Below are 11,295 nucleotides of genomic sequence, written 5' to 3'. Positions count from 1 at the left end.
GGGCCCGGTGATCACCGCAACGCACGCTACATCGTTGATGAATCAAGTACCAATATGATCGCGGTGGTTCGGGAACGCAGGACCGGACGCCCCCTTCCGGCTTGCGCCCCCGGCCCCCGGTCGGTGATCAGGAAGGATGCCGGCGGATCCACCACAGGGACAGGGCGACGAGCGCCACGCCGAGCGCGAGGCACACCCCCGTGGCCGTCCACTGCAGGGGCCAGAAGTCCGAGGCCGGATGATACTCGGCCCAGTGACCGGTGATGCCGTGCCCGGTCAGGCACCGGCGGAAGTCGCTCTGGGCGTAGCAGTCCGTGACCTCGGAGACGCGCCGGCCGTCCTTGGACAGCGGGCCGTCCGCGAGCACCCACGCGCTGCCGGGGGCCGGGGGCTCGGACGTGTGCTGCGCGGAGGCCGTGCGCACCGGCCAGAGGTACGGCCGGACCTGCTCCAGCAGCGCGAACAGACCCGCGCCGACCACGAGCGTCGCCCCCATGGCCAGGACCGTGCGGCGCAGCACGAGTCCCAGAGTTGCCCCCAGGAGGTACAGGAGGACGCAGAGGCCGACGACGACGGGACCCACCCCGTAGAAGGGATACCAGCCCTGCCAGGGGAACAGCGGGCCCAGGACCGCGGCGACCGGATGCCACCACCAGGTCATGGCGGCGGCGAACACGCCGCTGACGACCACGGTCATGGCGAGCGGGACGCCCAGCTTCGCCGCGAACCAGCGGGTGCGGGTGACGGACTGGGTGGCGACGGTGCGGTACGTGCCCGACTCCAGTTCCTGCGCGAGCTGGGGCCCGCCGAGGAAGAGACCGAACAGGAAAGGCATCAGCAACATCGCCTGGAGCGGCCGCCGCAGCGGGAACTGGTGGTCCCGCTCGAAGCCGAGGAGGTTCCTGAGGCATCCCGCGGAGGTCTCACGGCCGTGGCAGGCGTCGAGATGGTGTGCGCTGACGGCGGCGGCGACGTGCTGGTGTTGGACGGCGGCGTAGACGGCGACTGCCGCCGCGGCGGCCAGGGCGATCCAGAAGGCGGTCCGGTTCTGCCGCCAGATCAGCCAGGTCAGCCCACGCAGCCGCGGCCGCGGACCACGGCGGACGCCCGGCGTGGAAGAGGTGAGGGTGCTCATGCCGCCGCCCCCTCGCCTGCGTCGACTCGCGCGCTCGCGCTGAGCAGTGACGGGGCGTCCGGCGTTCTGAGATAGCCGAGGACGAGTTCCTCCAGGGTGGGGAGCCGGTGCCCGGCATCCTCCGCGAGCGCGTGGCGGACCCGGACCAGTGAGGTGCGCCCGTCGAGGCCGCCGGAGGTCGCGATCACGTCCTGACCGTCCAGCACCTTCCGATGGCGGTCGCGGTCCGCCGACCCGGTGGTGAGTTGCCGGTGCGCCGCGAGCAGGACGTCTACTTCGCCGGCCAGCCGGACGGTGCCCTGGTTGACCAGGACCAGGTAGTCGCAGGCGTTCTCCAGCTCGGAGACGAGGTGTGAGGACATGACGACCGTCGCGTCGTTGCGTCGCGCCTCCGCCTGGAGCAGATCGGTCATCTGATGCCGAACCAGCGGATCGAGGTCCGCCATCGGCTCGTCCAGGAGCATCAGCCGCGGGCGCTTGCCGAGGGCCAGGGCGAAGGCGACACGTGTGGACTGCCCGCCGGACAGGGTCCCGATCCGGGCGTTCATCGGGATGCCGCCCGCCTCGACGACGGACTCGGCCGTCTCCTGGTGCCAGGTGGGGTTCAGCTCCGCTCCCATGCGCAGGATCTCGTGAACGCGGAACCGCGGGTAGAGAGCCTTCTGCTGGCTGAGGAACGCGGTGCTCTGCCGGGCCCTGGCGCTGCCCGGCCGGTGGCCGGAGAGCGTGATGGACCCCGCGGTCGGCGTGACCAGGTCGGCGGCGAGCGACAGCAGCGTCGTCTTGCCGGCGCCGTTGGGTCCGACCAGGGCGCAGACGCGGCCGGCGGGCAGGCGGAAGGAGGTGTCCCGCAGTGCCCACCCGCGGCGGTAGCGCCGCCCCAGCCCGATGGTCTCGATCGCGGGAACGGGTGCGGCCCGAGGGGCCGTTGGGGAGTCGGTCATGACGTACTGGCCTGTTCGGTCTTCCTGAGGAGAGGCGGGACGGCGGTCGCGACCCGCCGTGGGGTGCGGTGTACAGGGTCGGGAATCATCGGTCCTGCGGGTGCGTGCCGTGACCGTGGCGCAGCACCAGGGCCAGGGTGACCGCGCCCGCGGCGGACAGCGCCAGATGGAGCAGGCCCGGGACGGGGACGGCGAGGCTCCACAGGGCGAGATGCGCGAGGAGCCGTTCGGCCAGGTGCACACCGCCCAGGAGGAGGAGCGCCGTGCCGAGCAGGCCGGCGGCGAGCCGCCGCGGGTGCCGGAGGAGGACGGTGGTCAGGTACGGGGATCCGTTCATGGCTGCGACGTTAGGGGGCCGGACCAGGCGCCCGCTTCGGCGGAAAGTCGGCACTTCACCGGTGACCAAAGTCGCGGCCGCCGTCGGTACTCATACCTTGGTAGTCAAGTTGCGCGCCGGGGCCGGGATGCTCGCTCCGGACAGTCGCGGCGACGTAGGTTCTCTGGACGTGAGTCAGAAGAGGACGGCCGGCGACCGGCGTGTTGGGTGGCGCGACCTGGCGGTCGTGGCCGCCGCCGCGGTACTGACGGCCAGCACCGTCGTCGCGAGCGACAGGGGCCTGTGGCTGTACCCCCGGGTGTTCACCAGCGTGTTCCTGCCCGGTCTCTCCTTCGGGCTGCGCGGTCTGCTCCTGCCTGCGGCGGGCTGCCTGCTGCTGGGGTGGCGGCGCCGGTGGCCGGTGCCGGTCGCCCTGGTCCTGGTGGTGATGTGCGCCTTCGTGCCCGTCATCCCGGCCGCGGCCATCGCCCTGTTCACCGTGGCGGCCCGTTGCGCGGTCGCCACCACGCGCTGGGTGACGGCGTTCGCGCTGCTTCCCGTTCCGCTCTACCTGGTGACACGCTGGTCGTTCCAGTCCGCCGAGGTGGCCTCGGCCGTGACCGGGGCCCTGCTCGTGGGGGGCGCCGTGGGCTGGGGTCTGTTCGTGCGCACCCTCCGGGAACGGGCCGTGCGCGCCGAGAGCGAGTCCGCGCTGCGCGCCGAGCGGGCCCGCCGACGGGAACGTGAGGCGATCGCCCGGGAGATGCACGACGTCCTGGCTCACCGGCTGTCCCTGCTGAGTGTCCACGCGGGCGCCCTGGAGTTCCATCCCCACGCCCCGCCCGAGCAGGTCCGGGAGGCCGCCGCCGTGATCCGGGACAGCGCGGCGCGGGCCCTGGAGGACCTTCAGCACGTGCTCGGCGTGCTGCGCACGCCCCTGGACCCGGGGGCCGCCACCAGGACCGAACCGCCTCAGCCCACCCTGCGCGACCTGACGCGTCTGGTCGAGGAGAACCGGGAGGCGGGGACACGTGTCGAGGTGGAGGTCGATCTCACGGACGCGGACTCGCTGAGCGACTTCACCAGCCGTACCGTCTACCGGATCGTGCAGGAGGCGCTCACGAACGCCCGTAAACACGCCCCGGGCGAGGCCGTACACCTCTCGCTGGCCGGCACGCCGCGCGACGGCCTCACCCTGGACGTGACCAACGGTCTGCCCGCGGCCCCGGCCACCGATGCGCCGCCCGGGGCGGGGCAAGGGCTGATCGGCATGTCCGAGCGGGTCGCGCTGGCGGGCGGCACCTTCGAGCACAGCCGCAGTGGCGGTCGGCACCGGGTGACGGCCTGGCTGCCGTGGACCGCGTGATCACCGTACGGTGGTCGGCATGATCCGCGTACTGCTGGCCGACGACGATCCCCTGGTCCGCGCGGGACTGCGCCTGATGCTGGGGGCGGCCGAGGACATCACGGTGGTCGCCGAGGCGTCCGACGGCGCCGAGGTGGCGGCCCTCGTCGACCGCCACGGCCCGGACCTGGTCCTCATGGACATCCGCATGCCGGTCATGGACGGCATCGAGGCGACCCGTGTCCTGCGGGCCCGCGCGGAGCCACCCGAGATCATCATGCTCACCACCCTCGCCACCGACGGTTACGTCCTGCGCGCCCTGCAGGCGGGCGCTGGAGGGTTTCTCCTCAAGCACACCCAGCCGCAGGACCTCGTGGCCGCACTGCGCAAGGCGGCCTCGGGGGAGCCGGTGTTCTCCCCGGACGCCCTGCGCCAGCTCGTCGACACCGTCGCCGTGGCCCCCGACGAGGACCGGGCGGCACCGGGCGCCACCGGGGCCCGCCGGGCACCCGGACCGGGCGGCCAGGACGTACACGACGCACGGGAACTGCTCGGCCGGCTGGGCGCCCGGGAGCACGAGGTGTCCCTCGCCGTCGCGGAGGGGAAGACGAACGCGCAGATCGCCGCCGAGATGTATCTGAGCATCCCGACGGTCAAGGCACATGTCTCCCACATCCTGGCCAAGCTCGAACTGAACAACCGCGTCCAGATCGCCCTGCTGGTCTACCGGGCCGGCCTGATCTGACCGCTGCCGCCCGTCAGGTTTCGCGGCGGGCGGCAGCGGCGTCGACCGGGCCGCCGAGGTCGACGTCCCGCAGCGGAGTCTCGTGGCCCTGCTCGTCGACGAAGGCGACGCGCAGGGCATGGCCGTCGCTGCGGCTGACCCGGCCGACGAGCGGACCGTCGGGGTGCGGACAGTACTGGTCGCCCCACTGCTGGAGGGCGCCGAAGACCACCATGAGGTCCTGTCCGGCGGAGGTCAGGCGGTAGGCCATCCGGGTGCGGCTGCCCGCCTCCTGGTAGGGGAGTCTGTCCAGCACCCCGCCCTCGACCAGGGTGCCGAGCCGGTGGGTGAGGACGTCACTCGCCACCTGCAGGCGGTCCCTGAAGTCGGAGAAGCGGGTGGCTCCCTGGAGTGCCTCTCGCAGTATCAGCAGGCTCCACCGGTCGCCGAACACCTCCAGGGCGCGGCCGATCGAGCAACGTGTCCCCTCCGCGCCGAGGTGAGGGCTCCTGTTCGTCATACGACCAGTCTATCCCTGAGACGGTTTTTCCAATTCAGATGCTAAGTTGGAAAACAGGTTTCAGCATCTGTGCAGTCCGGAGGCCGTCGTCGACGCTCAGCACCGGAAACGCACTTCGTCACCGCAAGGAGCAATCCCGCATGAGCAGCCATGAGCAGTTCGCCGTCGAAGAGGTCACCCCGTCCTACTGGCGGATCACCTTCTCCAACGGGGAGGTCAACCTGATCGACCCCGACACCGTCGAGCAGCTCGCGGAGCTGGTCACCCGCATCGAGCAGGCCCCGGAGCTGACCGCCGTCGTCTTCCGCAGCGCCAACCCGGACTTCTTCATGGCGCACTGGGACTTCCTGTCGGACCGCGCCCGCGTGGCCGCGATGAAGCCGGCGGCCTCGGGGCTGCACCCGTACGCCGACAACATGTACCGCCTGGCCAAGGTGCCCGCCGTCACCATCAGCGAGATCAACGGCCGTGCCCGGGGCGGCGGCAGCGAGTTCGTGCTGGCGACGGACATCCGGTTCGCCGGCCCGAACGCCGTCCTCGGCCAGTTCGAAGTGGGTGTCGGATCGGTTCCCGGCGGAAACCCCAGCGGCCGGCTGCCCCACCTGGTGGGCCGGGGCCGCGCCCTGGAGATCCTGCTGGGCGGCGACGACTTCCCCGCCGACCTCGCGGCCGAGTACGGCTACGTGAACCGTGTTCTCCCGGAAGGCGAGCTGGAGCGGTTCGTCGACGCCTTCGCCCGCCGCATCGCCGGCTTCGACAAGTCGGCCGTCGCCCAGACCAAGGCCCTGGTGGACGCCGAGTCCCTGCCGACGGAGGAATCCCACGGCGCCAGCCTCATGGCCTACTTCAAGTCCGCGGGGCGCCCCGAGAACGCCCACCGCGTGCGCTCCCTGTTCGAGCGCGGGCTCCAGAAGCCCGACGGTGTGGAACTCGACCTCGGCCGCCGGCTGGCCGAGTAGCCGCCACGGACGACCGCTCGGGCACGGACACCGCCCGGAACCGACGCGGGGCCTTCGGACCGGAGCCGAGGGCCCCGTTTTCTTCGACTGCCCGGGGAAGGCGTATGCGATGACGTCCACCCGTACCGACGTGGAGACACCCGCCGAGGAGCCACGCTGGGCGGCCGGCTCTCCGTGCCGGACGGACCCCCAACGCCGCGGCCGGCCATCACCATGACCAGCGGGTTCGGCGGCATCAAGGACCAGGGACCGGAGCCCTTCGCCAGGGCCTTCGGAGGCGGGCTTCGTCGTACTGGCCCACGACCACCGCACCTTCGGATCCAGCGGCGGCGCGCCACGCCAGGACGTCGACCCATGGCGGCAGATCGCGACGTCGACTGGTTCGCGCGTCATTTCTCGTCCTGACCGCGGCCACGGTGCCTTTGCCGGTCCTACTGTTCGGCGATGTGCTCGCCCAGGCGGAGTTCGAGTTCACCGCGCTGCTGCATGCCCCGCTCCATGAGCCGGCTGATCCTGGTGTGCGCCTCCGGCCAGGTCTGCGAGGCGCGGAAGGTGTTCTGGCCGGCCTCCAGATCCGCGTCCGACGGCAGGGTGGACCGGTTGACCAACGCCTTCACCTCGGACAGCGGCTTGTGGTCGAACGAGGCGATGCGATGGGCGAGTCGGTCCACATAGGCGTCCAGCTCGGCATCGGGCAGTGCGCGGTTGATCCAGCCGTACCGCTCCGCCGTCGCGGCGTCGAAGTCGTCGGCACCGGTGATGATCTCCAGCGCACGCCCCCGTCCGACCAGCCGGGGCAGCCGTTCCGTGGCTCCGCCGCCGGGCGTCACACCGGCGCCCACCTCCGGCTGCCCCAGCACGGCGTTCTCCAGGCTGGCGAAGCGCATGTCACAGGCGAGCGTGAACTCACAGCCCACCCCGCGTGCCCGGCCGCGGACGGAGGCGATGCTGATGACGGGGGACCGGGCCATGCGGGTGGTGGTGTCGCGCCAGGTGGGCCCGGTGTAGGGCACCTCGGGCGGCAGCATGTCGAAGTGCGCCAGAAAGAAATCCGGATCCGCGCTGTCGAAGACCACCACCTTCAGGTCTTCGTCCGCCTCCATCCGGTCGACGAGGTCGCCGAGCGCCGCGAAGACCTCGTAGGTCACCAGGTTGATCGGGGGGCTGTCGAACGTCACGCGCCAGTACGACGGTGAGCGCCGGACGATCCTGAGGGGGAGAGATGTGGCCATGATCGGAATCATACGGTGGCATTCCATGTGATTCCGGGCACGAAAGGTGCGCGGTGGAGACCCGGAGCCGCTGCGCGTCGCCCCTCCCCGTGGCGGGGCATCGCTGTGCCCCACCGACTCCCACCGAGGGGCGGCCGACGTACTGCTGGATCCCGCCGCCGATCACGGCCCCGGCGCACTCAGCGGTGGTCCGCCCGGCGCTCGTGCGAGACGGCGTAGGCCTGGCTGCGGAAGGTCAGGACCGGATCGTCGGAGAGTTCGACACCCGGCGTGATACGGGTGGGGTCGTAGACCTGTTCCGCCCAGTGCTCCTGGTCCGCGACGGGGCCGGTGATCCGCAGGTGCCCCGCGACGATCTCCGGGCGGTCGGCCGGCCAGGGCTTGGTCGGGTCGTCCGTGGGGTCGCCGTCCTGGCCGAGCTGGACGCGGAGCGTGAAGCCCACGGGGCCGTCGGCAAGGCGTTCGACCAGTTCCCGCGCCAGGTACTCGGCGTCCTTGCCGGCCGCGGCCTCCTCCGACAACTCCCGCAGCCCCGCGTCCGGCTCCCAGCGGTAGCGGACCGCGCGCCGCCCGCCCTGGGCGTCGACCCAGAAGAAGGCGTGGATGGCCCAGTAGCGGGCGGTCCCGTATCCGACGGGAATGGGCATCCGGTCGGCCTCCTGCAGGCCGAGGGCCGCCGTCGGGTGTGCCGCGACGTACGCCGCGACCTTCGCCGGGTCGGGTGCCCCCGTGACGGGGTCCTTCTTCAGGGCGCCGAGCAGCTCCAGGACCTCTTGGGGGTGGCCGCGAAGAACACCGGGATGTTGACGGAGACGAGATCGGTGTCCGTGCCGTCCGGGAGCAGGAAGCGCACGGCGAGCCCACGGCCGGCCCTGATCCCGTCGGGCACGGTCGGGTTGGTGTTCGAGTTCGAGAAACGTACAACGGCAGGAACCGGATCCGCCTGGAGATGGGCAGCCGTGGTGAGGGAGGCGGCCTCGCCGGACGGCGTGAAGGTGGCATCGAAACACATACCGCGGGCGTGCACTCGGCGATGTCCGGGGTAGGTGCCGCTGACGCTCTCGATGGTGTCGACTGCCGTGACGGCCAGAGGAGTTGGGTTGTGAAGGTCCATGGCCGGAGTGTAGTGACCGCGGATCTTGCTCATACGTTTTCCCTCACCGCACCGTGGCGGCGCTCACACCGTCGGCAGTCGGGACCGCGGTCTGCCGTCCTGCCCGTGCCACGGCGGAGGCGGGCAGCGCCAGGCGCCGCAGCAGGTCGCCGGGGAAGCGCATCGTCAGGGCCCACCGGACGATGCCGTACCCGATCACACAGCCAAGGGTGTTGACGAGTACGTCGTTGATGTCGGCCCCTCGGTAGTTGTTGAAGAGCACACAGCCCAGCACCTGCGAGACCTCGATCGTGATGCTGAATACGGCACCGTAGGCGGCGGCACGCCGCCAGGAAGTGACGCGGCCCGACAGCAGCGGGAGCAGTATTCCCAGCGGAACGGTCATCACGATGTTGGGTACGGCGCTCGGGTCGAGTGTCACCAGCAGGTACCAGTTGATCTGGTTCGTCCAGTCGATGTCGTCGGCGTATCTGCCGTACATGATCTGGAAGGGGAAGAACGTGAATCCGATGACCCCGGCGAGGTAGAACGCGGTCACGAACCGGAGGGGAACGAATCTCCACCCCCATCCCGCCCCGGCCCTTGCGCGGATCGCCTGTACGGCGAGGAAGGCGAAGACCACACAGAGAAGGGGACCGAGGACCGGGATCGCCTCGAACCGGTAGTTGACATCGCCCATGACGTGAATCCCTCGGGTTGGTGTCCGGCGGCCCGTACTGGGCTTGGGGACAGGGTGGTGAAGTCGGCCTGAATGCAACTGACCCGTGAGGGATCCACGCGAGTGCGACGGCGGACCCTCACCGGTGTCCATGACCCTGCCGCAGCAGTCCCGCCGCCGGATCTGGCGAACGGCCGGTTCCACGGCCGCCACTACTCCTTTCGGCCGACCGCGGCGGGCGCCCACCGGACCGAGGCACGTGCTCGCGGGTTCATGGCATGCTCCTGGTGTGATGGACCGCAGAAGCCCATCGGGCACCATGACTGCCTTTGTCCGCCGAGTGATTCGGATTCCGTGGCACACCGGCCGACCGCGGCCGGCGCCGGGTTACGAGACGGCGAACAGCACACCGCGCCGTGCTACGACACGTGTGAAGCGTGCGCTGCCGTGGGTGGCCTGGGCCGCATGGACCGCGATACTCGGCTGGGCGCTGCTGTTCGACTGGCACGCCGATCTGCTCGCACCCGACGGAGCCCGCCTCGCGAAGCTCGGTGTGGCCCTGCTCGCGGTGTGCGCCGTTCTCGCCTCCCCGTGGCTGGGGGGCAGGACACTTCCATCGGTCGCCGGCCTCATCGGGATCGCGTCAGTGGCGGTCTCGGTCGTGTTGTACGCCGGAGCCGGCGGCGACACCGATCCGGACACAGCGCTGGGTTTCTCCGAACCGGCGGCGCTGCTGTGGCTGTTGTTGCTCGTACCCGTGCGCGCTCGGCGGTGGTGGGTGTCGTGGGCCGTTCCCCCGCTGCTGTGGACCGCCGTCGTGCTGCGCCCGCTCGCGGTCGGAGCGGAGGAACTCACGGTCACCTTCGCGCTCCTCTTCGCCATGGGGTCGACGGCGGTGTCCGGCGTCGGTGCCGCCTGGCGTCTGGTGAGAGCGGACCGGCGCCGTCAGGCGCAGGCACTGCGTCAGGAACAGCGCACCGAGTTCGCCCGGGACCTGCACGACTTCGTCGCCCACCATGTGACCGGCATCGTCGTCCAGGCACAGGGGACGCTGGCGATCGCGGAGCGGCGGCCCGAACTCGTCGGTCCCTCGCTCAGGCGCATCGAGCAGGCGGGAGCCGAGGCGTTGGCGTCCATGCGGCACATGGTGGGAATGCTGCGTGACCCCGGTGAGAGGGAGCGGGGCCCCGCTCTCACACCGCTGGCGGGAATCGCCGACGTGCGCACGCTCGTGGACGGCTTCGCCGCGGTCGGCGGTCCGCGGGCCCGGCTCGAGATGGAAGGCACCTTCGACGACCTGCCTCTTCAGGTGTCCACCACCGCCCACCGTGTGGTGATGGAGGCGTTGACCAACGTGCGCAAGCACTCCCACCGGTCCACGGAGGTCCTCGTCCAGGCGGCCCGCGCCGCCAATGGCGGCCTCACTGTCCGTGTCAGCGACGACGGACGGGCCCGTGGCGTGCGCCACCACTCCGGGAGCGGCTTCGGGCTGAAGGGCCTGACCGAACGTGTCGCCCTCATCGGCGGCCACGTCCACGCCGGCCCCCGGCCGGGCGGGGGCTGGAGTGTCGAGGCCACGCTTCCGTCGGCCCCTGCCAGGGCGCGGGCCGTCTCATGACCATCCGTGTGCTGATCGCCGACGACCAGGCGATGGTGCGTGCGGGATTCGCCATGCTGCTGTCGGCCGAGGACGACATCGAGATCGTCGCCGAAGCGGCGGACGGGGTGCAGGCACTGGAACTCGCCGAACGCCTGCGCCCCGACGTCGTACTGATGGACATTCGCATGCCCCGACTCGACGGACTGGAAGCGCTGCGCCGGCTGACCCGCCCAGGGGTGGCCGATCCGCCGAAGGTCGTCATCGCCACGACGTTCGACGACGACGAATACGTGCACCAGGCCCTGCGCGACGGGGCCTGCGGATTCCTCGTCAAGGACTCCGGACCCGCCCTGCTGGTCGAGGCGATCCGTGCGGCGGCCTCGGGTGAGGCGTTGGTAAGCCCCTCCGTCACGGTGCGGCTGCTCAAGGACCTGAAGCCTCGCAGGAACGGTTCCGAGTCGGCGCGGAGCGTGCTGTCGGCCCGGGAGCTGGAACTCGTCCGTCTGGTGGCCCGAGGGCTGACCAACGCGGAGATCGCCGCCGCGTTGTTCATCTCGGTGGGTACGGTCAAGACGCATCTCGCCAACGTGCAGTCCAAACTCGCCACCCGCAATCGTGTGGAGATCGCCGCCTGGGCCTGGGAGGCCGGCCTGCTTGACCGGTGACACGGTGATACGTATCTGGAATTGCTTTACGTGACAAGTAATGTGGGTGTGTGCCGCCCCGCGCCTCTCCGTGCCGGCCGGCG

At 70.9% G+C, this 11,295-nt stretch carries 13 protein-coding genes; 5 read left to right on the top strand and 8 right to left on the bottom strand.

The genetic code is table 11. The annotated features are described in order from the left end of the window. Positions 1–127: 127 nt before the first annotated feature. From ACZ7OO_RS33705 to ACZ7OO_RS33695, 3 genes are all read right to left on the bottom strand, one after another. Complete coding sequence (locus ACZ7OO_RS33705; protein WP_471510693.1) at positions 128–1,135, bottom strand: ABC transporter permease; 1,008 nt, start codon at positions 1,133–1,135, stop codon at positions 128–130. After that, positions 1,132–2,079, bottom strand: a complete 948-nt coding sequence (locus ACZ7OO_RS33700) for an ABC transporter ATP-binding protein (RefSeq protein WP_471510691.1) — start codon at positions 2,077–2,079, stop codon at positions 1,132–1,134. The genes ACZ7OO_RS33705 and ACZ7OO_RS33700 overlap by 4 nt, the downstream gene beginning before the upstream one ends. 85 nt (positions 2,080–2,164) lie before the next feature. Next, positions 2,165–2,416 (bottom strand): hypothetical protein, encoded by a 252-nt coding sequence (locus ACZ7OO_RS33695; RefSeq protein ID WP_471510689.1) that lies wholly within the window; start codon positions 2,414–2,416, stop codon positions 2,165–2,167. A gap of 169 nt (positions 2,417–2,585) precedes the next feature. Between ACZ7OO_RS33695 and ACZ7OO_RS33690 the strand changes: the two genes are divergently transcribed. Together ACZ7OO_RS33690 and ACZ7OO_RS33685 are read left to right on the top strand one after the other, a co-directional pair. Further along, positions 2,586–3,761: a sensor histidine kinase gene (locus ACZ7OO_RS33690; RefSeq protein ID WP_471510687.1), complete on the top strand. Its 1,176-nt coding sequence runs from the start codon at positions 2,586–2,588 to the stop codon at positions 3,759–3,761. A 19-nt stretch (positions 3,762–3,780) separates the two neighbouring features. Then, positions 3,781–4,485, top strand: coding sequence for a response regulator (locus ACZ7OO_RS33685; protein ID WP_471510685.1), 705 nt, complete (start codon positions 3,781–3,783; stop codon positions 4,483–4,485). 13 nt (positions 4,486–4,498) lie between these two features. On the opposite strand, the gene ACZ7OO_RS33680 is transcribed toward ACZ7OO_RS33685, so the two are convergent. Beyond that, on the bottom strand, positions 4,499–4,984 hold the full coding sequence (locus tag ACZ7OO_RS33680; RefSeq protein WP_471510683.1) for a winged helix-turn-helix transcriptional regulator: 486 nt from the start codon (positions 4,982–4,984) through the stop codon (positions 4,499–4,501). A 140-nt stretch (positions 4,985–5,124) separates the two neighbouring features. On the opposite strand from ACZ7OO_RS33680, the gene ACZ7OO_RS33675 reads away from it, so the two are divergent. Then, positions 5,125–5,943 (top strand): enoyl-CoA hydratase/isomerase family protein, encoded by an 819-nt coding sequence (locus ACZ7OO_RS33675; RefSeq protein WP_471510681.1) that lies wholly within the window; start codon positions 5,125–5,127, stop codon positions 5,941–5,943. A gap of 431 nt (positions 5,944–6,374) precedes the next feature. On the opposite strand, the gene ACZ7OO_RS33670 is transcribed toward ACZ7OO_RS33675, so the two are convergent. The 4 genes from ACZ7OO_RS33670 to ACZ7OO_RS33655 form a co-directional block, all read right to left on the bottom strand. Continuing rightward, positions 6,375–7,175 (bottom strand): enoyl-CoA hydratase/isomerase family protein, encoded by an 801-nt coding sequence (locus ACZ7OO_RS33670; protein ID WP_471510679.1) that lies wholly within the window; start codon positions 7,173–7,175, stop codon positions 6,375–6,377. Positions 7,176–7,354: 179 nt separating this feature from the next. Further along, complete coding sequence (locus ACZ7OO_RS33665) at positions 7,355–7,924, bottom strand: catalase (RefSeq protein WP_471510789.1); 570 nt, start codon at positions 7,922–7,924, stop codon at positions 7,355–7,357. Continuing rightward, positions 7,921–8,289 (bottom strand): catalase, encoded by a 369-nt coding sequence (locus ACZ7OO_RS33660; RefSeq protein WP_471510677.1) that lies wholly within the window; start codon positions 8,287–8,289, stop codon positions 7,921–7,923. The genes ACZ7OO_RS33665 and ACZ7OO_RS33660 overlap by 4 nt, the downstream gene beginning before the upstream one ends. A 43-nt stretch (positions 8,290–8,332) precedes the next feature. Continuing rightward, positions 8,333–8,968, bottom strand: a complete 636-nt coding sequence (locus ACZ7OO_RS33655) for a VanZ family protein (RefSeq protein WP_471510675.1) — start codon at positions 8,966–8,968, stop codon at positions 8,333–8,335. A 430-nt stretch (positions 8,969–9,398) separates the two neighbouring features. Here ACZ7OO_RS33655 and ACZ7OO_RS33650 point away from each other — a divergent pair, with 430 nt between their 5' ends. Together ACZ7OO_RS33650 and ACZ7OO_RS33645 are read left to right on the top strand one after the other, a co-directional pair. Then, positions 9,399–10,565 carry a sensor histidine kinase gene (locus tag ACZ7OO_RS33650; protein WP_471510673.1) on the top strand — a complete coding sequence of 389 codons (1,167 nt, stop codon included), beginning with the start codon at positions 9,399–9,401 and terminating at the stop codon, positions 10,563–10,565. Further along, complete coding sequence (locus ACZ7OO_RS33645) at positions 10,562–11,212, top strand: response regulator (RefSeq protein ID WP_097228032.1); 651 nt, start codon at positions 10,562–10,564, stop codon at positions 11,210–11,212. Before ACZ7OO_RS33650 ends, ACZ7OO_RS33645 begins: the two co-directional genes overlap by 4 nt. Positions 11,213–11,295: the final 83 nt, after the last annotated feature.

Source organism: Streptomyces sp. NPDC111744 (genome assembly GCF_055634995.1).
Note: the sequence above shows the minus strand (reverse complement) of the source record. Positions and strands in the feature narration are given on the sequence as shown.